Annotated in this window: 20 protein-coding genes and 1 tRNA gene; 7 read left to right on the forward strand and 14 right to left on the reverse strand. The window is 68.6% G+C overall.

Annotated features, from left to right (window positions below; genetic code table 11):
- The first annotated feature begins 260 nt into the window (after positions 1 to 260).
- On the forward strand, positions 261 to 653 hold the full coding sequence (locus tag A3OM_RS0118270; RefSeq protein ID WP_018045222.1) for a hypothetical protein: 393 nt from the start codon (positions 261 to 263) through the stop codon (positions 651 to 653).
- 6 nt (positions 654 to 659) lie between these two features.
- Here A3OM_RS0118270 and A3OM_RS0118275 read toward each other — a convergent pair whose 3' ends face one another.
- The 3 genes from A3OM_RS0118275 to A3OM_RS0118285 are packed head-to-tail and all read right to left on the reverse strand — an operon-like array spanning position 660 to position 4,468.
- Positions 660 to 1,019 carry an STAS/SEC14 domain-containing protein gene (locus tag A3OM_RS0118275; RefSeq protein ID WP_026176180.1) on the reverse strand — a complete coding sequence of 120 codons (360 nt, stop codon included), beginning with the start codon at positions 1,017 to 1,019 and terminating at the stop codon, positions 660 to 662.
- 51 nt (positions 1,020 to 1,070) lie between these two features.
- Positions 1,071 to 3,248 carry a primosomal protein N' gene (locus A3OM_RS0118280; RefSeq protein ID WP_018045224.1) on the reverse strand — a complete coding sequence of 726 codons (2,178 nt, stop codon included), beginning with the start codon at positions 3,246 to 3,248 and terminating at the stop codon, positions 1,071 to 1,073.
- A 26-nt stretch (positions 3,249 to 3,274) separates the two neighbouring features.
- Positions 3,275 to 4,468: an MFS transporter gene (locus A3OM_RS0118285; RefSeq protein WP_018045225.1), complete on the reverse strand. Its 1,194-nt coding sequence runs from the start codon at positions 4,466 to 4,468 to the stop codon at positions 3,275 to 3,277.
- Between the two features lie 111 nt (positions 4,469 to 4,579).
- Here A3OM_RS0118285 and A3OM_RS24300 point away from each other — a divergent pair, with 111 nt between their 5' ends.
- Both A3OM_RS24300 and A3OM_RS0118295 read left to right on the forward strand, forming a co-directional pair.
- Positions 4,580 to 5,347: an alpha/beta hydrolase gene (locus A3OM_RS24300; RefSeq protein WP_198290833.1), complete on the forward strand. Its 768-nt coding sequence runs from the start codon at positions 4,580 to 4,582 to the stop codon at positions 5,345 to 5,347.
- Positions 5,348 to 5,399: 52 nt separating this feature from the next.
- Entirely contained in the window at positions 5,400 to 6,260 is an 861-nt protein-coding gene (locus tag A3OM_RS0118295; RefSeq protein WP_018045227.1) for a cell envelope integrity EipB family protein, read from the forward strand.
- A 90-nt stretch (positions 6,261 to 6,350) separates the two neighbouring features.
- Here the strand turns inward: A3OM_RS0118295 and A3OM_RS0118300 are convergent, their stop codons facing one another.
- Positions 6,351 to 6,656: a DUF3572 domain-containing protein gene (locus tag A3OM_RS0118300; RefSeq protein ID WP_018045228.1), complete on the reverse strand. Its 306-nt coding sequence runs from the start codon at positions 6,654 to 6,656 to the stop codon at positions 6,351 to 6,353.
- A 76-nt stretch (positions 6,657 to 6,732) separates the two neighbouring features.
- Between A3OM_RS0118300 and A3OM_RS0118305 the strand changes: the two genes are divergently transcribed.
- Together A3OM_RS0118305 and A3OM_RS0118310 are read left to right on the forward strand one after the other, a co-directional pair.
- The gene (locus A3OM_RS0118305; RefSeq protein ID WP_018045229.1) at positions 6,733 to 7,110 is read left to right on the forward strand and encodes a response regulator; all 378 of its coding nucleotides are present in this window, start codon (positions 6,733 to 6,735) and stop codon (positions 7,108 to 7,110) included.
- Positions 7,111 to 7,167: 57 nt separating this feature from the next.
- Entirely contained in the window at positions 7,168 to 8,541 is a 1,374-nt protein-coding gene (locus tag A3OM_RS0118310) for a PleD family two-component system response regulator (RefSeq protein WP_018045230.1), read from the forward strand.
- Here A3OM_RS0118310 and A3OM_RS0118315 read toward each other — a convergent pair.
- The 4 genes from A3OM_RS0118315 to A3OM_RS0118330 all read right to left on the reverse strand — a co-directional run bounded on the left by A3OM_RS0118315 (position 8,490) and on the right by A3OM_RS0118330 (position 11,769).
- The gene (locus A3OM_RS0118315) at positions 8,490 to 9,773 is read right to left on the reverse strand and encodes an O-antigen ligase family protein (protein WP_018045231.1); all 1,284 of its coding nucleotides are present in this window, start codon (positions 9,771 to 9,773) and stop codon (positions 8,490 to 8,492) included. The two genes, A3OM_RS0118310 and A3OM_RS0118315, sit on opposite strands and share 52 nt — an antisense overlap.
- Positions 9,774 to 9,795: 22 nt before the next feature.
- Positions 9,796 to 10,386: a DUF2059 domain-containing protein gene (locus A3OM_RS0118320; RefSeq protein WP_018045232.1), complete on the reverse strand. Its 591-nt coding sequence runs from the start codon at positions 10,384 to 10,386 to the stop codon at positions 9,796 to 9,798.
- Positions 10,387 to 10,442: 56 nt separating this feature from the next.
- Entirely contained in the window at positions 10,443 to 11,153 is a 711-nt protein-coding gene (gene rpiA / locus A3OM_RS0118325) for a ribose-5-phosphate isomerase RpiA (protein ID WP_018045233.1), read from the reverse strand.
- 148 nt (positions 11,154 to 11,301) lie between these two features.
- Positions 11,302 to 11,769: a hypothetical protein gene (locus tag A3OM_RS0118330; RefSeq protein ID WP_018045234.1), complete on the reverse strand. Its 468-nt coding sequence runs from the start codon at positions 11,767 to 11,769 to the stop codon at positions 11,302 to 11,304.
- A 363-nt stretch (positions 11,770 to 12,132) separates the two neighbouring features.
- On the opposite strand from A3OM_RS0118330, the gene gph reads away from it, so the two are divergent.
- A complete protein-coding gene (gene gph, locus A3OM_RS0118340; RefSeq protein ID WP_018045236.1) occupies positions 12,133 to 12,822 on the forward strand; it encodes a phosphoglycolate phosphatase in 690 nt (229 codons plus the stop codon).
- Positions 12,823 to 12,827: 5 nt separating this feature from the next.
- On the opposite strand, the gene A3OM_RS0118345 is transcribed toward gph, so the two are convergent.
- From A3OM_RS0118345 to A3OM_RS0118360, 4 genes are all read right to left on the reverse strand, one after another.
- Positions 12,828 to 12,902, reverse strand: a tRNA-Val gene (locus A3OM_RS0118345).
- 143 nt (positions 12,903 to 13,045) lie between these two features.
- Positions 13,046 to 14,677, reverse strand: a complete 1,632-nt coding sequence (locus tag A3OM_RS0118350; protein ID WP_043764880.1) for an iron ABC transporter permease — start codon at positions 14,675 to 14,677, stop codon at positions 13,046 to 13,048.
- A gap of 101 nt (positions 14,678 to 14,778) precedes the next feature.
- Complete coding sequence (locus A3OM_RS0118355; protein ID WP_018045238.1) at positions 14,779 to 15,807, reverse strand: extracellular solute-binding protein; 1,029 nt, start codon at positions 15,805 to 15,807, stop codon at positions 14,779 to 14,781.
- A 125-nt stretch (positions 15,808 to 15,932) separates the two neighbouring features.
- Entirely contained in the window at positions 15,933 to 17,012 is a 1,080-nt protein-coding gene (locus A3OM_RS0118360; protein ID WP_018045239.1) for an ABC transporter ATP-binding protein, read from the reverse strand.
- Between the two features lie 369 nt (positions 17,013 to 17,381).
- On the opposite strand from A3OM_RS0118360, the gene A3OM_RS0118365 reads away from it, so the two are divergent.
- Positions 17,382 to 17,921, forward strand: a complete 540-nt coding sequence (locus A3OM_RS0118365; protein ID WP_018045240.1) for a GcrA family cell cycle regulator — start codon at positions 17,382 to 17,384, stop codon at positions 17,919 to 17,921.
- A 282-nt stretch (positions 17,922 to 18,203) separates the two neighbouring features.
- On the opposite strand, the gene A3OM_RS0118370 is transcribed toward A3OM_RS0118365, so the two are convergent.
- Positions 18,204 to 19,481 (reverse strand): hypothetical protein, encoded by a 1,278-nt coding sequence (locus tag A3OM_RS0118370; protein WP_018045241.1) that lies wholly within the window; start codon positions 19,479 to 19,481, stop codon positions 18,204 to 18,206.
- A gap of 69 nt (positions 19,482 to 19,550) precedes the next feature.
- The gene (locus tag A3OM_RS0118375; protein WP_018045242.1) at positions 19,551 to 20,471 is read right to left on the reverse strand and encodes an ROK family protein; all 921 of its coding nucleotides are present in this window, start codon (positions 20,469 to 20,471) and stop codon (positions 19,551 to 19,553) included.
- Between the last annotated feature and the right edge of the window lies 1 nt (position 20,472).

The raw sequence follows: 20,472 nt of genomic DNA on the forward strand, positions 1-20,472 counted from the left end.
GAAGCGATACCGGCTCGGCTATAGCTTGCACGCCAATTCATATCGCGCCTGATTTGTACGCCCCCATTCGCCATTTCGCCTTAGCATTCGCCACCATCTGCCTACCATAACGGCGAAGCTTACCTTGGCCGATGCCATAAATTTGCCCTGAGCATCAAAGATCTATACAATCCATCAACTCACAAAACGCATGGTTCCTATCAAGAGCGCCGAAAGGCTGCCCATGGGAATCTGCGAATTGTCTCAACTCAGGGGGAAACATGTCGAAACTCGTGGCTGTGCTGGCGCTCGGAGCCGGACTCTCATCCGCTCATCTTCAACCGGCCGTCAGCCGCGAGGGCGGCAATTTCAATGGCGCGTGGTCCGTCGAGCTCGTAACCGAGACCGGCATCTGCGACAGCCGCTACAGCTACTCGGTCTCGGTGCAGGACGGTCAGGTTCGGCTCATCTCGTCGGCGGACCGGGCTACGATGACAGGTCGCGTGGGCACCGATGGAACGGTGGGGCTCAATGTCTCGAATGGCAGCGCAAACGGCGCGGCCTCCGGCCGGCTCGAGGCCCGTTCTGGCAGTGGAACCTGGAAGGTTTCCCCGCTCTGCTCGGGGCGCTGGACGGCGCGGCGTCAGACCACGCGCACCGCCCAGGCCGAATAGGCTTCCTCAGGCGGCAGCGAGCCAGCTCCGCGCCTCGTCGATATGGGCGCGGTCGAAGGTTTTGATCTTGGCTGGCGAGACCTTGCCGAACGTGTCGGCGACCATGCGCAGCCAGGACGCGTCCGTGACCAAGGCGACGTGACTGACGCCCTTCATCATGGCGAGGCCGAAGCGAACGTCCTTGAAGAAGGCCGCCGGCTCCATGCCCTTGAACTCGCGCACGTCCTCCAGCAGCTTGAGCTTGCCGCCCTTGTCGAGATCGGCCTGCATGGCGGTGATGACGGTGTTCATGTCCTCATCGGTGATCTGGCCGTCGACGACGATTTCGGCCACGTTCGAGTCCGGTGTCTTGGTGTAGGTCAGCACGTGCAGCACTCCTGGTCGGGTCGAACGCACCATGCGAACGTCGGACCAGACTTATAGGAAACTCTGGGGGTCCACGTCGATGGCGACCTTCACGTTGCCGCGAACCTTCGGCCCGCGCCCGAGCCAGTCGCGCAGATAGGCCTGGAGATCGACGGCCCGCTCAGTCTTCACCAGCAGCCGGAACCGGTAGCGTCCTCGGATCAGAGCGAGAGGGGCCTCGGCCGGCCCAAGCACCATGATGCCCTCCGGCGGTTCGGCGGCCCGCGCCAGGGCCTGTCCATGCGCTTCCGCCACCTCGCGCTCGTTTGCCGACACGATGAGGGCGGCGAGCCGCCCGAACGGCGGCAGGCCGGCGGCCTCCCGCGAGGCGATCTCCTCCTCGTAGAACCGGGTAGCGTCGCCCGAAAGCAGGGCCGCGATCACCGGATGATCCGGCTGGTAGGTCTGGACCAGTGCACGGCCCGGCTTGTCGCCGCGCCCGGCACGGCCCGTCACCTGCTGGAGCAGTTGGAAGGTCCGCTCGGCCGCACGCGGATCGCCGGAGGTCAGGCCGATATCGGCGTCGAGCACGCCGACCAGGGTCAGATGCGGGAAGTTGTGGCCCTTGGCGACGAGCTGGGTACCGATGACGATGTCGCATTCCCCATCCGCCACGCTCTGCAACTCTGCGCGCAGGCGCTCGGCCCCGCCGGGAAAGTCGGAGGAGAGGACGATCACGCGCTTGTCGGGAAACAGCTCGGCCACCTCCTCGGCGATGCGCTCCACCCCCGGACCGCAGGGGGTCAGGTTGTCGAACGTGCCGCATTCGGTGCAGGCGTCGGGCCGGCGCTCGGCATAGCCGCATTGGTGGCAGACCAGCGCCCGGCGGAAGCGATGCTCCACCAGCCAAGTCGAGCAGTTGCGGCACTGGTAGCGGTGGCCGCAGGCCCGGCACAGGGTGAGCGGTGCATAGCCACGGCGGTTGAGGAACAGGAGCGCCTGATCGCCGGCCTCAATGGTGGCGCGCACGGCGTTGACCAGGGGCGGGGCGAGGAAGCGGCCCTTCTCCGGCATGTCGAGGCGCATGTCGATGGCATGGATGTCCGGCAGCCGCCGCCCGCCGAACCGCTCGGGCAGGACGATATGGGCGTAGCGCCCCTTCTCGGCATTGACCTTGGTCTCGATGGAGGGGGTCGCCGAGGCGAGGACCACCGGGCAGTTCTCGAGACGGCCGCGCACCACCGCCATGTCGCGGGCGTGGTAATGGACCCCGTCCTCCTGCTTGTAGGCAGCCTCGTGCTCCTCATCGACCACGACGAGGCCGAGATCGCTGAACGGCAGGAACAGGGCCGAGCGGGCACCGACCACGACCGCGACCTCGCCCGCCGCCACACCGGCGCGCAGGCGCTCGCGGCGTTTCGAGCCGATGCCGGAATGCCAGGTCGCCGGGCGGACACCGAAGCGCTCGGCGAACCGGTCGAGGAACTGCGCCGTGAGCGCGATCTCCGGCATCAGGATGAGTGCCTGATGCCCGTGCCGGACGGCTTCGGCCACGGCTTCGAAATAGACCTCGGTCTTGCCGGAGCCGGTGACGCCTTCGAGGAGGATTGTGGGCGCCTTCGCATCCTCCGACGCGGGAAAGGCGAGGCCGATGAGCTCACGGGCTGCCTGGTCTTGCGCCTCCGACAGGGGGACGCGCTCGTGGTCCGGGTCAGGCGGGAGCGCCACCGGCTCCGGCGCCAGGGCCACGGCCTCCAGGGCGCCGTCATCAATGAGGCCATCGACCACGCTGAGCGAGACGCCCGCCTCCTTGGCGAGCGCGCTCTTGCCGCGCATCGTCCCATCGGCGGTGATCGCCAGCACCTTCATCCGCGCCGGCGTCGGCCGGGCGGGCGGCTTGCCCGAACCGCGCACGCCGATCCGCGAGGTCTCGCCGCGCGCCGCCTCGTCGGGCAGGCGCAGGGCCATGGCCAGAGCCGAGCCCTTCGGCGCCAGGGTGTAGCGGGCGAGCCAGTCGACGAGTTCGCGCAACGGATCGGAAAGAGGGGGCGCCTCGACCCGGCCCGTCACATGCCGCAGGTTCGAGCCGCCGGGGCTCTCCGCCACCTGCCAGACCACCCCCACCGTCTCACGCGGCCCGAGCGGAACCTGCACGACATCGCCCGGCGACAGGACCAGCCCGGCGGGCACGGCGTAGCTGTAGGCGTTGTCGAGCGCGAGCGGGATCAGGATATCGGCGACGCTGGGCATGGGCTCTTCTGCACGGGAACCATGCTCTATGTACGTACTCTCTCGCCGGATCGCGAACGCTCGCCGCGCCCCAGACCGATCGCCACCGGAAGGGCCGCGAGACTGACCCCGCTCATGCCCCAGAAGCCCGACGCTCCGTAAGCGGCGAAGAGCGGACCGGACGCAAGCGTGAACAAAGCTGATGACAGGCCGAGGCCGAGGGGACCGTAGAGCGTCAGCGCGGTGGCGGTGAGATCCGGCGGCACGCAGCGTTCGATCTCCTTCAGGCAGGCGAGATGCAGGAGCGCGAAGGTGAGCCCGTGCAAGCACTGGATCGCAACGAGCGCCGGAAGTACCACGGTCTCGGCACTGATCCCCCATCGCAATGCCCCGGCGACGGCTGCCAGCCCGATCGCCCGGCCCGGATCCAGCCGCCTCAGGATCCACGGCCCGGCAAGGAGGAAGACGAGGATCTCCGCCGCCACCGCCTCCGACCAGAGCAGGCCAGCGATCCCGGCCGGGATGGAATTCCGGCTCCACAGGATCATCGCGAAGGCATCGTGCATGGCATGCGCGCCCATGACCAGGGAGGCCGCCAGCACGACGCGACGGAAGCGCCGGTTCGCCAGCACCTCCGAGACGCCCCGCCGCGGCCTTGGTCTGGCCGCCACCTCCGGCGGTCTGCCCGTCCCAAGTCCATTCGCAACGAGACCGGCGGCGACAAAGAGACCGCCCCCGATCAGGATCGCGGCCTCGATCCCGAGCCCAGGCACCAGCCAGCCGACCACGCTCGTCGCGAGGATGAAGGCGGCCGAGCCAACGCCCCTCACCCAGCCGTAGACGAAGCGCCGACCGTTTTGCGAGGCGGCCAGGGCGAGGGCGTCGCTGAACGGCGCCAGGGGGGCGGTGAGGACGGCATAGGCAAGGCCGACGGCGAGCAGGTTCGCGAATCCCGTCACCGCGAGGTGCCCGAAAGCGGCAAGTCCCGCGAGCGCGGCCGCACCGGCCAGGACCGGGCGGACGATGCCCCACCGGTCGGCGATCCACCCGGCGAGCGGCCCGGTCACCATCCGCGCCAGGATAGCGAGGGCGAGGAGCCAGGCAATCTCGTGCGCGGGCAGCCCACGCCGTTCGAGGAACAGCGGCAGGAACGGCGAGAGTGCCCCGTATCCGGCATAGAGCGCGACGAAGAGGGCGAGATGGCCGGCCAGCAGCCGACGGTCGTCGGTACGGTCGCTCACGCGAGTGTGGCCGGCATCGTGCGTTTCCTCGCTTGCGTCATGGCGAGCGCCGGCACTACCTCGACCGCCGCCCCGGCGAGTGTCGGGCGCAGTGTTGCGGGGAGCAACCCGATGACTGCTTCGCCAGTCGACCTCAATGGCAGGAGCGCGGACGCGAGGCAGACGGACGGTGCCGAGGGCATCGTGCTGCTTCACGGCATCGCGCGGCGCTCGGCCTCCCTCGGGAGGATGGAGCGTGCCTTTCGCGCCGAGGGATACCGCACTCTCAATCTCGATTACCCCGGGCGAAAGGCCACGATCCAGACGATCGTCGAGGGCGCGGCGCCCCAGGTGACGGCGTTCGCGTCCGGCCTCCGCCGCCTGCATTTCGTCACCCATTCCATGGGCGGGCTCGTGGCGCGGGGGATCATCACCCGGTATCGCCCGGCCAATCTCGGCCGCGTGGTGATGCTGGGACCGCCGAACGGCGGCAGCGAAGTGGCTGACTTTCTGCATCGGATGAGGCCATACCGGCTGTTCTTCGGACCGGCGGGTGCACAACTCACCACCCACCGCTCGGAGGCCCTCACCACGCTCCTCGGCGATGTCGATTTTCCCCTGGGGGTCATCGCGGCGGACCGGTCGGTCTGGCTCATCGAATCCTTCCTGATCCTGCCCCGCCCCAATGACGGGCGCGTGAGCGTGGCGCGGACACGGGTCACCGGCATGAGCGATCACCTCACCCTCCACACCACCCACGACCTGATGATCCTGAACCGCGCCGCGATCACCGCTTCGCTACGCTTCATCCGACACGGACGGTTCCGAGACGCTCCCGGCATCGAGGAGGCGACGCAAACCGCCGCCGTTGCCGCTTCGGCATCGCCCCCCTATCTGTGACGGCGCATCGGCACGCCTCTCGCTTCGACCGGCGCGTCCATCGGGAGACCTCATGCGGTTGCCAAGCTCCACCCTCGCCATCGCCTTCGGCGCCATCGCCGCCTCTACGGCCATCGCCGAGGCGGCGCCGATGCGATTGGCCGGCCACCGCGCGGTCTACGACCTGTCTCTGGCCGAAAGCCGGGGGGCGCGGGCGGTCGAGAGCGCACGGGGACGCATCGTCCTCGATTTCAGCGGAGATGCCTGCAAGGGCTACACGATGCAGACCCGGCAGGTGACGGAACTCGATAGCGGCGAGACCGGCAAGCGCCTCTCCGATCTGCGCAACACCACCTTCGAGGGCGGCGACGGGCACAGTTTCCGCTTCAAGACCAACACGGTGCTCAACGGCAGCGCATCGACCTCGGTGGATGGCACGGCAGAGAGCGGCGCGGACGCCCTGAAGGTGAAGCTGAAGGAGCCCAAGCGCGACCAGTACACCGAGAACGGCTTCGTGCTGTTCCCGACTCTCCACATGCGCCGCATGATCGAGGCGGCACAGGCCGGCGAGACGACGATGTCGGCCAAGGTGTTCGACGGGTCGGACGACGGCCGCAAGATCTTCGACACGCTCGCGGTGATCGGCAAACCGATCACCGCCGAAGAGCCTGCCAAGGATGGCGGCGCCGACAGGGACAAGCCCCTGCGGGAAGGGGAAATGGCGGCGATGCGGCGCTGGCCGGTGACCCTGAGCTACTTCACCCCCGGACAGGGTGAGCGCACCCCGGTCTACACCCTCACCTTCCTCCTCTACGAGAACGGCGTCAGCGGCGGGCTCAGTCTCAATTACGGCGACTTCACCATCGCCGGCGACCTCAGCCGTCTCGACCTCCACAAGGCCGACGCAAAAACTGAGGCCGAGTGCAAGCCGTGAGACCCGGCGCCTTTCAAAGCCCGTGAAGGGCGGTCGCCGGGGGCGGCTCGCAGGGCGCGGAAGACACCCTTACGTTGCCGAGCTTCGACCTCACCCGAACTCGGCATCAGGATCGGCCGGCCCGAGACGGCGCCACGCCGCGGCGATTTGTTCGGGCTTCACGTCGAGGGCCGTGGCGCAGGCGATCAGAACCGCCTCGTCGCCCATGAGATGGTCGAGGACCGCCGAGAGGAAGGCCGGATCGGTGGCGCTTTCCCGTAACGTGTCGGGCGTCAGACCGGAGGAGGCCATGAAGGGCAGCAGCCTGTCGCCGTCCTCCGCGAGCCATCCGAGCACCGAGATGGCGAGGTGCTCGGCGGATTCTTCGGGACGGTCGGATTTGCGTTTCGTCAACATGTATCCCTTAGGTTCTCATCGAGCGGGACGTCGGTCCTTCCAGAATGCGCCGCCAGCCTGCCGGGAACAATGAGCCATGCCGAAGACCGTGCTCATCGTCGAGGACAACGAACTCAACATGAAGCTCTTCAACGATTTGTTGGAGGGGCACGGCTATGCGACGCTCAAGACGGCCAACGGGATCGAGGCGATCGAACTCGCCCGCGCCCACAGGCCCGACTTGATCCTGATGGACATCCAGCTTCCCGAGGTCTCCGGCCTCGAAGTCACCAAATGGCTGAAGGAAGACGACGACCTCAAGCATATCCCCGTCATCGCCATCACGGCCTTCGCCATGAAGGGCGACGAGGAGCGCATCCGTGAAGGCGGCTGCGAGGCCTATCTCTCGAAACCGATCTCCGTGGCGAAGTTTCTCGCCACCGTCCGCCTCTACCTCGGCGACGGAGCCCGTTGATGAGGGCCACCGTCCACAGGGTCGCCCCGTCGAACCCGTTAGAATCCGCGAGGAACGATGTCGGCCCGCATCTTGATCGTCGATGATCTCTTTCCGAACGTGAAGCTGCTCGAGACGAAGCTGTCCCTCGAGTATTTCGACGTTCTGGCGGCCATGAACGGGCCGGATGCCATCTCGATCTGCGAGAAGGGCCTGTGCGACCTCGTTCTGCTCGACGTGATGATGCCCGGCATGGACGGTTTCGAGGTGTGCCGGCGCCTCAAGCGCAACCCGACCACCGCCCATCTCCCCGTCGTGATGGTGACGGCCCTCGATCAGCCGTCGGACCGGCTGCGCGGCCTCGACGCGGGGGCCGACGACTTCCTGACGAAACCGATCGACGACACCGCCCTGTTCGCGCGGGTGCGCAACCTCGTCCGGCTGAAGGCGGTCACCGATGAGCTTCGCGACAGGGCGCTGGCCTCGCGGGAGTTCGGCATCGGCGATCCTCTGGCCCTCGCCGCCGCCGGGGACGGCCAGAACGCGTCGATTTTGCTGGTCGAGGACCGGAAAAACTCGGCGGAGCGGCTTTCGGCGGCCTTGAACCAGCACCATCGGGTCACGGTAGTGGCGGACCCGCACGACGCGATGGTCCTCGCCACCGAGGGGGATTTCGAACTGACTCTCGTCAGCCTCGACCTCCAGGGGTTCGACGGCCTGCGCCTCTGCAGCCAGGTCCTGTCCCTCGACCGTACCCGCACCATGCCGGTGATGATGATCGCGGAGGAGAACGACAAGGCACGGGTGATCCGCGGCCTCGAATTCGGCGTGCACGACTATCTCATGCGCCCGGTGGACCGGAACGAACTCGTGGCCCGCGTGCGCACCCAGGTGCGGCGCAGCCGTTTCTCGGACACCCTGCGCGGCGCCGTCCAGGCCTCGATGGAGATGGCCGTCACCGACGGGCTCACAGGGCTCCACAATAGACGCTACCTCGACAGCCATCTCGCGGTGCTGTTCGACGACGCCGCCTTGCGCCACCGTGCCGTATCGATGCTGATGCTCGATATCGATCGGTTCAAATCCATCAACGACACCTACGGTCACGAGGCGGGAGACGAGGTGCTCCGCGCCTTCGCCGACCGTATCCGCCTTCATACCCGCGTCGTCGACATCGTCGCCCGCTATGGCGGCGAAGAGGTCGTCATCATCCTGCCCGACGCGGAACCGGAGGCCGCCCATGTCATCGCCGAGCGTATCCGCGAGCGCATCGAAGCCGTCCCGTTCCTGATCGACCAGGAGACGCGGGAGATCCACGTCACCGTCTCCATCGGGGTGGCGTGCCGCCATGTCGACGACAAGGGCCCGGCGGATATGCTCAAACGTGCCGATCTCGCCCTCTACCGCGCCAAATCCTCCGGCCGCAACCGGGTGGAAGCCGAAGCGGCCTGAGATCGGTCCGAGCGGTCGCAGCGGTAGGGTTCCATCCCGGCCTCGCGTGCCCAGGCGACGGCGGCGCCGAGGGCCGCGATCCACCAGCCCTGCCAGGCGCCGTGCTCCACGAAGGCCACCGCCGTGCAGGAGCCCACGAGGCCGAGCGCCACCACGCCTTCGCCGCGGGGCATGCGGGCGATGAGCGCCAGCATCATCATCAGGATCGCGCTGGCAAGGCCGGCGCCGACGATGCCGAGTTCGGCCCATATCTGCAGGAAGATGTTGTGCGGGTGGCCCACCGCCAGCATCGGCCGCAGTCCCGGCTCGATCCGTGCGGCGACAGGCGTCTCGATGAACCGCGCGGAGGTCCCGAAACCCGCACCCCTCCAGGGATCGAGGGCCACGGCCGCGCCGAAGCTGCGGGCGATGGCCACCCGTGCCCGTGAACTGCTCTGCACGAGCCGTTCGTGGACCGCATCGGGCATCACTTTCTGGAGGATATCCCCCTCCACCGGTGCAAGGACGAGGGCGAGGCCCAGCACGGCCCCCACAATGGCGAGCCCAACCCGCCGCGGGGTCAGGACGGCGATGAGGGCCGTGACGGCGCCGGCTGCGAGCCCCAGGGCGGCGGCGCCGCTGATCGATCGCAGGATCGCCCCGGTACCGATCACGAGCGCGAGGAGTGCCGCGATTCCCTGCCCGCGCCGGTGGAGGAGATAGGCCAGGGGCCCCATCACGGGCAGGATCGTCAGGGCGGGACGGTTGAAGACGAACAGCGCCACCCGCGAGCCCATCGCCCGATGGAGAGGAAGGTGGGCGGCCAGGGCCACGACGATGTACAGGCCGGCGAGCGCGATAGACCAGGCGGCGAGCCGGGGCGTGAAGGCCGGCATGTTCCCGGGCGCGAGGCGGGCGAGGAGATAGGCCCCCGCGATTGTCGGCAGGAATTCCTGGATGTTGCGCCAGGACAGATCCTGCGCCGGGCTCCAGGCGATGCTGGCCAGCGACCAGACGACGAAGCCGAGGGCGGCAAGGCCGATCGGCGTGGCGAGGGGCCTCGCCACGAACCGCGTCGTAGCGCGCGCATCCTCGATAAGCCCCGCGACGAGGAAGAACAACGCGGCGAGGCCGACGACGGTCGGGCTCGACCGGTTGGCGAGCGCCATCGCCACCGGAAGGATGGCGAGCGTGACGGCACCGGCGGTGCGCAGAAGCGCGACCGTCTCCGATCGAGGTGGGAGAGCGAACATCGGAGACGGGCGGATCGGGCGATTACTGGAGTTCGTGGCCGCGCTTACCCATCTCGGCACGCACGCGGACCATCATGTATTCGGACACGCCCTGGGTCCAGTTCTGCATGGCCTGGACGATCTCGTCGAGCACCTGCGGCTGGGTCTCGACGTAGCGCTTGCCCGCCGCCGAATGGAAGAAGGCGACGATCTCGGTGAGCTCGGCCTCGGACAGGCGGCTCGCGTAGATCTTGGCGGCCGTCTCGATCATCATCTGCTTCTGCAGTTCCATCTCCGGCGCCAGAGAGGTGAGAACCTCATCGAGGTCCTTGGTCAAGTCCGGACGGGTGATGGCCGCCTGCTTGATCTGCTGGCCGAAGGCCGGAAGAATCGAATCGAACGAGCGGGCGATACCGGAGCTGAGGGTGACCTCACGCGCCAGCGCCAGATGGTTCGGCGTGTAGGTCGGCTGCTGGGCGGCAGGCGTCGACGGCGCCGGCGCGGCGGGCTTGGCGCCGGGCTTGGCCGGCGCGGTAGGCTTCTGCGCCTGGGCGTGCACGATCGTCGGAACCGAGGCGGCGAGCAGTGCGGCGAGAATGGAGCCGGTCAGGACGGAAGAGAGGCGGCGGGACATGGCGAACGCTCCGGAAAGGCGTGTCGATCAGGATATCGAAGGAGGGTGGAGGCGCGTCAGACCGCGCCGAGACAGGTGACGTGCGCCTGCCCGTCACGGGCCTCCGCCAGGACAGCGCCGGTGGCGAGGCCGAGGAACAGACCGTGCTCGACCACGCCGGGCACCGCCCAGAGCGCGGCGGACAGGCGTTCGGGATCGGCGATGGCCTTCAGATGGGCGTCGAGGATGAGATGGCCGCCATCGGTCACGAAGGGCGTGCCGCCGGGGCCGGCACGCAGGACGAGGTCGCCCGCGCAACCGGCGCTCTCGATGGCCTGGGCCACGGCGATGCGGGTGGCGCCGAGGCCGAACGGATTGACCTCCACCGGCAGCGGAAACGCGCCGAGGGTCGTCACCGATTTCGCCGCGTCGGCGATCACCACCATGCGGCGGCTGGCGAAAGCCACGATCTTCTCGCGCAGGAGCGCGCCGCCGCCGCCTTTCACCAAGCGCATCCGTGCATCGATCTCGTCGGCACCGTCGATGGTGAGGTCGAGTTCGGGCAGGTCTTCGAGCGTCGCCAGGGGGATGCCGACGCGCTCGGCGGCGATGCGCGTCGCCTCCGAAGTCGGGACGCCCGTGACCTTGAGCCCGTCACGCACCCGCGCGCCGAGCAACTCCACGAACACGTTGGCGGTGCTACCCGTTCCGATGCCGAGCCGCATTCCGTCCTCGACGAGATCGAGGGCGCGGGCGGCGGCGGCGCGACGCAGGTCGGGACCGCTCACGAGGAAGCCCCGTTCATCGGGAGGGAGGGGGCGAGATGCATGGGCGGGCTCTCGGGCTACGGGCTGGGCCGCTGAAAGTCCGGTGGCCCTAGCACGGCTGGCAACGCCGTCCAACGCGGCTGTCGCCGAACCTGCGCGCCGATCGCCGTCAGGGGCGGGTGTTCTGGGGCGGCGTGGCACTCGGCCCGGCGCGGCCGGGCGCCTGTCCCGTGGCCACGGCTTCCTCGGGACCGCTGGCGGCCGGGTTCGCCTGGGCGGTACACACCACCGCCTCCTTCTGGAGCTGGACGTAGCAGATGCTCATCTCGCCGGTGCGGTAGTTCACGCGGAATACCCCGGCCTCGCGGGTGTGGCGGGAGGCGACGAGGCCGTATTCGGACGGGGCCTGGGCGCTGGCGCCCTCGCCGGAGCCGTAGCAGACGGTGAGGCCGACACTGCCTACAGCGCCTTCGCGCAGCCCGTACTGGCAGGACGTGACCTCGCCCGTGACCTTGTCGACGCGGTAGACCCGGTTGAGGTCGATCTGCGGCGCGGGGACGAACTCGAACGAGGCGGCGGAGGCGGAGGCGGCCATAAAGGCGAGAAGGGCCAGCGCGATCCCGGCCCGGCATCCCATGGCTCGCCGCGAACGGGTGGAGGCGGCGGGAACGGCGGATATGAACGCACGGTCGGTCGGCAGTGTCGAACGCATGGTCGCCTTCATGTCCTGATGCAGACAGATGAATCTTGCAGGGGGAATCTCGCGGCAGCTTCCCTATAGCGGCCTTGCGGCGCAACCGTGACCCGCTCGCGGCGGCCTTGATCGCATCATGGTCGGATTCTACAGCATCGTGGCACGGAAAGCAGCCCGACCTGTGCGTTAAGCCTTTGCGTGTGCATCGGATTTTTCTCGGCCTGCGGCATCCGTGCCCCGCCCACCGTCACGCCTTCATCCAACCCGAGATCACCCGTCGCCACTCCACCAACCTTGCGAGTCCCCATGCCAAGCCTGCCGCCCATCGTCGTGTTCGACCTCGACGGAACCCTCGCCGAGACCGCGGGCGATCTCGTCGGGACCCTCAACGCGATCCTCGCCCGCGAGGGCCTGCCGACTCTCCCCCTCGACCGGGCCCGCGACATGATCGGCGCCGGGGCGAAAGCACTGATCCAGCGCGGCTTCGAGGCCGCAGGCGAACCCATCGACAACGCCCGCCTGCAGACGCTCTTCGTCGATTTCCTCGACCATTACGGTCGGCATCTCAGCGAGCATTCCTACCTGTTCCCCGGTGTCGGGGCGGCGCTCGATGCGCTGAGCGCACGTGGCTTCCTGCTGGCGGTCTGCACCAACAAGGTCGAGGCCCATGCCAAGCAGCTTCTGCAGGAGCTCGGCGTCGCCGGACGCTTCGCTGCCATCTGCGGCCGCGACACCTTCCCGGTCTACAAGCCGAACCCGGCCCATATCACTCTGACCGTCGAGCAGGCCAAGGGCGACGTCTCGCGCGCCGTCATGGTGGGAGATTCACGCGCCGATATCGACGCGGCCAAGGCGGCGGGGATCCCGGTCATCGCGGTGCCGTTCGGCTATACCGACCTGCCGGTGGAGCAACTCGGCCCCACGCGGGTGATCCAGCATTTCGATGAGTTGGTGGGGGCGGTGGATGCCCTCGTGCCGGCTGTCGCTGCGGCTTGAGGGAATGGTGGGCGCGACAGGGATCGAACCTGTGACCCTTCGCGTGTGAAGCGAATGCTCTCCCGCTGAGCTACGCACCCGGACCGAGGGCCTTCTAGGGCGAGGCCCACGCGCCCGTCAAGGGCCTCTGTCGCCTTCTCGCTAAGCCGACATCAGAGGGCGGTCGGCAGCTCGCCACCGGAGACGGTCCTCGCCCTCCTCCGACGGGATGCGGTCCGGGACGTTATCCGCCCCTCGGGGCGTTCTCCGCCGAGCCCAGGCGCATGAGCAACGCCACCGGGATCAGGCCGACGACCACGATGAGCAGGGCGGCGACCGCGCCGTCCTCGTAGGTGCCCCGCACCGCCTCCCCGTAGAGGTGTGTCGCCAGGGTCTCCACGTTGAGCGGGCGCAGGAGCAAGGTCGCCGGCAGTTCCTTGACGCAGTCGACGAAGACGAGGAGCGCGCCGCTGAGCACGGCCGGCCATGTCATCGGCAGGTGCACGCGCATCAGCGTGCCGACGGGGCCCCGGCCGAGCATGCGCCCGGCTTCCCCGAGAGAGCTTGGCACCTTCGCCAGGCCTGCTTCGCAGGCGCCGACACCGACCGCGAGGAAGCGCACGAGATAGGCGATGACGAGAGCGCCACCCGCACCGACGCCGATGAGCGCCGGAGCGACGCCGAACAGCGCCGTCGTGATGCGGGACAGAGAGGCATCGGCGAGCGCCAGCGGGCCGAGCAGCCCGATCGCCAGGATCGCCCCGGGGAGCGCGTAGCCGAGGGCGGCGATGCGGATCAGCCCCTGCCCGAAGCGCCGCGCGACGAGGCGGGGGCCGGCGGCGACGAGGAACCCGCAGACTGCCGCGAGCAGGGTAGCGAGGCCGGCATAGAGCAGAGTGTTTCCCGCCTCGGCGATGACGCCTCGGGGAAATCCGAGCCGGGTGACGCGGGCGATGGCGGAATGGACGAGATAGGCCGCAGGGATCAGGAAGCCGATGGCGATGGGGAAGAGGCCGAGGCACAAGGCGGCCGTGGCCGCAGCACCGGACAGGCGATGGCGGGCCATGCCGCGCTGGCGCTGGGCCGTGCCGGCATAGCCGCGCCCACGCCGTCCCCAGCGCTCGGCCGTCAGCAGCAGGAGCACCATCGCCAGCATGACCAGGGCGATCTGCGCCGCGCCGGGCAGGTCGGACCGGTTGATCCAGGTGGCGTAGACCTGCACCGTCAGTGTCCGCACGCCCAGGAATTCGGCGGCGCCGATATCGTTGAGCGTCTCCATCAGGGCGAGACTGGTGCCGAGGGCGATGGCGGGGCGCGCCAGCGGCAAGGCGACGTGGAAGAACACCGCCGTCGGCGAACGCCCGAGGATGCGCGCCGCCTCGATGAGAGTGCCCGCCTGCATCACGAAAAGCGCCCGCGTCGGCAGGTAGACGTATGGGTAGAGCACGAAGCCGAGGAGCAGGATGCAGCCCGGCAGGGACCGGATCTCCGGCAGCAGCAGATCCTTCGGCCGCGCCACGCCGAGAAGATCGCGCAGGGTGCTCTGGACCGGGCCGATGGGATGGAGCAGGTCGAGATAGGCGAAGGCGACGATGTAGGTCGGCACCGCCAGGGGCAGCAGCAGCCCGATTTCCAGGAAGCGGCGGCCTCGGAACTCATAGGCCGAGACGAGCCAGGCCGAGCCGACACCGAGCATGACGACGAGGAGCCCGACGCCGCCCAGGAGCAGTGCCGTGGTGATCGTCGCCTGAGGCAGGACATGCGCCAGGAGATGCGGCCAGACCTCGCTCGACCCTCCCGCCGCGGTGAGCGCCAGGGACGCCACCGGGCTGAGGATCAGGGCGGCGAGCGCGAGGGCTCCCGCCGCCCAGGCCATGGGGGCGATGCGCAAGCGCGGCGCCGCACTCGGAGCGGCCTCGGAGCCGATCGCGGGCTGCGATCGGGCCAGTTCGACGGCGGCCGACATCGGCCGGGGCTTCAGTTGTCGAAGCCCACCGTATCCACCAGCAGGCTCGCCGCCTTGCGGTTACGGGCGATCTCGGCGAGCGGCACGGTATCGATGGTCAATGGGCCGAGCGCCGTGAGCTGGGGGTCGATCGGCGCACCCGCCTTCACCGGATACTCGAAATTGGCCTTCGCATAGAGGCCCTGGCCTTCGTCGGAGACGAGGTATTCGAGAAGCTTGACCGCCTCGTCGCGGTTCGGCGCGCTCTTGGCGACAACCGCACCGGAGACGTTCACATGAGTGCCGCCGCTGGTGAAGACCGGCAGCACGACCTTGATCCCGTCGCCCCATTTCTGCTGGTCCGGGCCCCCCTTGCCCGAACGCATCAGCCCGACATAGTAGGAGTTGCCGAGACCGACGGCGCAGGTTCCGGCCAGGATGTCGCGGGCTACGTCACGGTCGCCGCCGGACGGCTTGCGCGCGAGGTTGGCCTTCACGCCGGTCAGCCATTCCTTCGCCTTATCCGGCCCGTGCTTGACGATGTAATGAGCGATGAGTGCGGTGTTGTAGGGGTGCTGGCCCGAGCGCAGGCAGAGCTTGCCCTTCCATTTCGGGTCGGCGAGATCCTCGTAGGTCAGGGCCTTCTCCGCGAGGTCCTTGTCGGCATAGGCGACGCGGGCGCGCATGGAGAGGGCGTACCAGAGGCCGCCGGCATCGCGCGAGGGCGCCGGAACGGCGGCTTCCAGGGTCTCCGTGCGGACCGGCTGGGCGAGGCCGCGATCCACAAGCTCGATGAGATTGCCGATATCGACGGTCATCAGCACGTCGGCCTTGGACCGCTCGCCCTCTGAGGCCACACGCTCGGCAAGGCCCTTCTCGACGAAGACGGTGTTGACGGTGACGCCGCTCTTGGCGGTGTAGGCATCGAGCAGGGGCTTGATCAGGCCAGGCTCACGGGTGGTGTAGATGTTGACTTCGGCGGCGGTCGCTCCGGCGATCCAGGCGAAGGCGGTCGCACCGCCGATCAGACATTTCGAGACCCAACCGACCATGACGTCCATCCCTCTTCTCTCAATGACCGGTTCTGGGCCGCATCTTCGAGAGAAAAGCAAGACTTATGTCCTCAGTTTATCATCGTTAAAAACTATACTTCTGGATATTACCGGGCACGAACAGCAAGGCTCGGTTAATCCAGTCCGGCGGCAAAAACCAGCCCCGCTCCCTTCGCAACGGTCAGGCCCACACGATCGCCCTCCCCCGCCGACGTCTCTTGGGAGACCGTGAGTCGGAACGGTTCGGGAAATCCATCCGCCGCCAGGGTCAACTCCACGACGGGCCCGAGGAAACGCCGCCGGATCACCCGCGCCGGATGACCGGATTCTGCGTGCGCCACCCCGATCGCCTCGGGCCTGACGCAGGCGGTGACGGGCGCACCGTCCGCGATCCCCGGCGCCGGAAACGCGCCGAAGGGCGTCACCGCAGCGCCGTCGATGCAGCGCGTGGGAAAAGCAATGAGATCGCCGAAGAAATTCGCGGCGAACCACGAGACGGGGCGGCGATAGAGATCCGCGCCGGTGCCGATCTGGACGATGCGCCCGCCCCGCATCAGGACGATGCGGTCGCTCACCAGCAAGGCCTCCTCCGGATCGTGTGTCACCAGGAGCGCGGTGGCGCCGGTGACGCGCAGGACCGAGAGCGTGTCGGCCCGCACCCTGTCGCGGTTGCGCCGGTCGAGATTCGAAAACGGCTCGTCGAGAAGCAGCACGCGCGGCCCCGGCGCCAGGGCACGGGCGAGTGCCACGCGCTGGCTCTCCCCGCCCGAGAGCGAGCCGGGATAGCTCGCGGCCCGGTCGGCGAGGCCGACCTGCTCAAGCCGCGCCTTCGCGACGGCATCGGCTTCATCGGCGCGCAGCCGGTGAAGACCGAAGCGGACGTTCTGCAGGACGGTGAGATGGGGGAACAGGGCGTAATCCTGGAACATCAGGCCGACGCCGCGCTCCTCCGGCGGCACCCGGGCGCTCATCGCTTGACCATCGAGCAGGACCAGCCCGCCGCTCGGCTGTTCGAGGCCCGCCACCGCTCGCAACAGGGTGCTCTTGCCGCAACCGGAATCACCGAGAAGCGCGATGATTTCTCCAGCCCGGACCGCGAGGGACACGTCGTCGAGGGCGTGTTTGCGCCCGAACTCGACGCTGAGCCCGCGCGTCTCGAGGCGCGGCGGCACCTCGCCGGGGCGGCGTCCCTCGGTCGGATCGGTCGCGGCCATGACCTGCCTCTCGCTACTCGGCTCGTGGTGAAATACGCGCTTCTCGCCCGATCCCGCCGCAGGTCAAGGAGAAGCTTGGCCAGCGGGCGGCGCGGCCGGGGGTGAACGAGGGATTACGCCTTCGCCGTCACGGCGGAGCCGCGTCCCGGCCGGCTCTTTCGGAGTGCGCGCGGGACGCCCCCGACGGTTTGCCGGTGGAAAGTCCCCCCCTCCCTCCGGGTGCTCTTGCATCCGTGTCGAGGCGTCCTGTACGGTTCCGGTCGTCGTCGTAAGGGTGCCCTGCGCGACCACCATCCGTATGGCAACGGACGGAGTGGCCATGCGAGGTGTCGCAGGGATCGTCCCGTGTCGGTCGGGGGAATCGAGCGGATGTCGGAGGGGGCGATGACGGATACCGGTGCTGGCTGGACGGACGAGCGTGTCGAGGTACTGCGGCGCCTCTGGGACGAGGGACTGAGCGCGAGCCAGATCGCAGCGCAGCTCGGTGGCGTCACCCGCAACGCCGTCATCGGCAAGGTCCACCGGCTGGGTCTGTCGGGCCGCGTGAAAGCGGCGGATTCGCCCGGCAACGGCCGCAAGAAGCCGGCAATCCGCGAAGCCGAGGCCGACAACGTCGTGGAGATGACGGCCGCGGCCGATCCCGTCGCCGCGCCGAGCCTGCTGTTTCCCGAGACGAATGCGGTGGTCGCCGCGCCGAGCATGCCGCTCGCCGTGTCCAAGCGCGTAACCATCATGGATCTGCGCGAATCCATGTGCCGCTGGCCGCTGGGCGATCCGACATCGCCGGAGTTCCACTATTGCGGCGACCGCTCGATCACCGGCCTGCCCTATTGCACCCACCACGCCGAGATCGCGTATCAACCCGCCGCCGAGCGCAAGCGCGACCGCAGGGTCGGCGGCTTCCGCTGAGGCCATAGGGCTCGGCTTCCTTGTCACCGCCGCCTCGGGGCGGTGACGTCTCCCGCCCTGTCGCAGGCCGGGAGAGCCCCCTTCACCACCTGATCTCACGAACGTTCAGACCGTCCGCCAATATGGGGGGAGGATCACGACCTGTAGTATCTGCGACGAATGAGCGGGATGGGGCGGCCCCGGTGAATTCCCCGCCTTAGGCAGATGCTTCGATGCGCGTCCCGGGCAGCTCCCCCCGCCCGGGCGCGGTGCGGAGGGATGCGCCATGAGTGGCGGCCTGCGTCAGGCCGCCTTCTCGGTCTCGAGTCCGGCGAGGAGGATGCAGAGGGCGATTCCCTCCGCCGCCGCCTTCACGTCCGAGAGCGAGGGGAAGGTCGGCGCAAGACGCAGAGTGCGGTCATGCGGGTCGCGTCCGTAAGGAGAGGTCGCGCCGGCGGGCGTCAGGGCGATGCCGGCCTCCTTGGCCAAAGCCACGGTCCGCTGCGCCGCACCGTCCACCGTATCGACGGTGATGAAGTAGCCACCTTCGGGCGTCGTCCAGGTCGCCGCGCCGGTTCCGCCGAGGCGGGCCTCCAGAGCATCGAGGACAGCCTGGAATTTCGGCGCGATGAGCGCGCGCTGCTTCTCCATATGCGCCTCAATGCCGGCCATGTCCTTCAGGAAGCGGACGTGGCGCAGCTGGTTGAGCTTGTCCGGCCCGATGGTGCGGAAGAAAGAGCGGCCGAGGAACCAGCGTACGTTCTCCGGGGAGGAAGCGAACATGGCGATGCCCGCTCCCGCCAGGGTCACCTTGGAGGTCGAGGCGAAGATGAAGGGCCGGTCGGGATGGCCAGCCTCTTCGCAGAGGGCGAGGATGTCGGCGAGGGGGTGGCGCGTCGCGGTGAGGTGGTGGACGGTGTACGCGTTGTCCCAGAACAGGCGGAAGTCGGGGGCGCCGGTCTCCATGGAAGCGAGGCGCCTGACGGTCTCGTCGGAATAGGTCTCGCCGCTCGGATTGGCGTATTTCGGCACGCACCACATGCCCTTCACGGCCGGATCGGCGGCCAGCTTCTCGACCACGTCCATGTCCGGCCCCTGGCCGGTCATGGGGACGGGCAGCATGCGGATGCCCAGGGCTTCGCAGATGGCGAAGTGGCGGTCGTAGCCGGGAACGGGACAGAGGAAGACCGGCTCGTCCTCCTTCGACCAGGGCTTCACCGAGCCGGGCACGCCCTTCAGCAGGGCCCAGGCGATACAATCGTGCATGAGCGCGAGGCTCGAATTGTCGCCGATGACGATCTGGGCCGGCGGCGCCTGCACCATCGGCGCGAACAGGGCGCGCGCTTCCGGCAGACCCTGGAGGCCGCCGTAATTGCGCGCATCGTCACCCGCCTCGGCGAAATGATCGCCATTGCCCGGCAACGACATCATCGCGCTGGACAGGTCGAGCTGCTCCGGCGCCGGCTTGCCACGGGTCATGTCGAGCTTGAGGCCGCGACTCTTGAAAGCCTCGTAGGCCTCGCGGGTCTTCGCGTGAAGCGCGTCGCGGGCGGCGGGATCGAGGGAAGCCAGACTCGTCATGGGAATACGCTCACGTCGTTGTGTGATTGTCCCCGTCCATACCGGCTGCGGGGCGCGATGGGGAGAGGCTCAGGCGGGGATGCCCCATAACCAGGCTGCACCCCGCACGCCGGATGCGTCGCCGTGGTGGCTCACCCGGATCGGTGTTCCGCACTCATCCGAGAAGACGTGCGGAAGAAGAAGCGCGTCGAGATCGGCGGTCAGTTCCGGCACCGTCGACAAGCCTCCGCCGAGGACCACCATATCGGGGTCGAGGATGTTGATGACGCCGGCGATGCTGCGGGCGAGACGCTCCCGATAGCGGGTGATGCTCTCGGATGCGATGGCATCACCGGCGCGCGCAGCGGCGATCACCGCCTCACCGGTCGCCGCCGGAGCACCGACACGGCGGGCATGATCGGCGGCGAGGCCGGGGCCAGAAAGCCAGGTCTCGATACAGCCGTGCCGCCCGCAATAGCAGGACGGGCCGGGCCGTTCGTCGTCGCGCGGCGCGGGAAGCGGGTTGTGGCCCCATTCACCGGCAATGCGGTTGGCACCCGATAGGGCCACCCCGTCGATGGCGATGCCGGAGCCGACGCCGGTCCCGAGGATGATCGCCCAGACAACCCGTGCCCCGGCGCCCGCGCCATCCACCGCCTCGGAGACCGCAAGGCAATTGGCATCGTTCTCGGCGCGGACCGGTCGGCCGAGCCGTGCCTCGATATCGATGACGAAAGTCCTGCCGTTCAGCCAGACCGAGTTGGCGTTCTTCACGAGGCCGCTGCCGGGGGTGATGGCCCCCGGCATGCCGATACCGACGCTGCCGACGCCTCCGGCGTCCCGCTCCAGGCGCCGGACCAGCGCCACGATCGCGCCGAGGGTGGCGTCGTAATCGTTTCGCGGGGTCGGGATCCTCGCCTCGGCGCGCACGGCTCCGCCGGCATCGAGGGCGATGCCGGCGATCTTGGTGCCGCCGAGGTCTATCCCGATGCGCAGGCGCGCAGGATCCACG

The sequence above is a fragment of the Methylobacterium sp. 88A genome (genome assembly GCF_000376345.1).
GTDB classification, from domain to species: Bacteria; Pseudomonadota; Alphaproteobacteria; order Rhizobiales; family Beijerinckiaceae; genus Methylobacterium; species Methylobacterium bullatum.

Excerpts from the sequence above, each read along its gene's own strand:
- A3OM_RS0118270 (WP_018045222.1), top strand. The coding sequence starts at position 261 with ATGTCGAAACTCGTGGCTGTGCTGGCGCTCGGAGCCGGACTCTCATCC.
- A3OM_RS0118320 (WP_018045232.1), bottom strand. The coding sequence starts at position 10,386 with ATGTCCCGCCGCCTCTCTTCCGTCCTGACCGGCTCCATTCTCGCCGCA.
- A3OM_RS0118355 (WP_018045238.1), bottom strand. The coding sequence starts at position 15,807 with ATGGACGTCATGGTCGGTTGGGTCTCGAAATGTCTGATCGGCGGTGCG.
- A3OM_RS0118280 (WP_018045224.1), bottom strand. The coding sequence starts at position 3,248 with ATGCCCAGCGTCGCCGATATCCTGATCCCGCTCGCGCTCGACAACGCC.
- A3OM_RS0118330 (WP_018045234.1), bottom strand. The coding sequence starts at position 11,769 with ATGGGATGCCGGGCCGGGATCGCGCTGGCCCTTCTCGCCTTTATGGCC.
- A3OM_RS0118350 (WP_043764880.1), bottom strand. The coding sequence starts at position 14,677 with ATGGCCTGGGCGGCGGGAGCCCTCGCGCTCGCCGCCCTGATCCTCAGC.
- A3OM_RS0118305 (WP_018045229.1), top strand. The coding sequence starts at position 6,733 with ATGCCGAAGACCGTGCTCATCGTCGAGGACAACGAACTCAACATGAAG.
- A3OM_RS0118310 (WP_018045230.1), top strand. The coding sequence starts at position 7,168 with ATGTCGGCCCGCATCTTGATCGTCGATGATCTCTTTCCGAACGTGAAG.
- A3OM_RS0118360 (WP_018045239.1), bottom strand. The coding sequence starts at position 17,012 with ATGGCCGCGACCGATCCGACCGAGGGACGCCGCCCCGGCGAGGTGCCG.
- A3OM_RS0118295 (WP_018045227.1), top strand. The coding sequence starts at position 5,400 with ATGCGGTTGCCAAGCTCCACCCTCGCCATCGCCTTCGGCGCCATCGCC.
- A3OM_RS0118300 (WP_018045228.1), bottom strand. The coding sequence starts at position 6,656 with ATGTTGACGAAACGCAAATCCGACCGTCCCGAAGAATCCGCCGAGCAC.
- gph (WP_018045236.1), top strand. The coding sequence starts at position 12,133 with ATGCCAAGCCTGCCGCCCATCGTCGTGTTCGACCTCGACGGAACCCTC.
- A3OM_RS0118315 (WP_018045231.1), bottom strand. The coding sequence starts at position 9,773 with ATGTTCGCTCTCCCACCTCGATCGGAGACGGTCGCGCTTCTGCGCACC.
- A3OM_RS24300 (WP_198290833.1), top strand. The coding sequence starts at position 4,580 with ATGACTGCTTCGCCAGTCGACCTCAATGGCAGGAGCGCGGACGCGAGG.
- A3OM_RS0118370 (WP_018045241.1), bottom strand. The coding sequence starts at position 19,481 with ATGACGAGTCTGGCTTCCCTCGATCCCGCCGCCCGCGACGCGCTTCAC.
- A3OM_RS0118365 (WP_018045240.1), top strand. The coding sequence starts at position 17,382 with ATGTCGGAGGGGGCGATGACGGATACCGGTGCTGGCTGGACGGACGAG.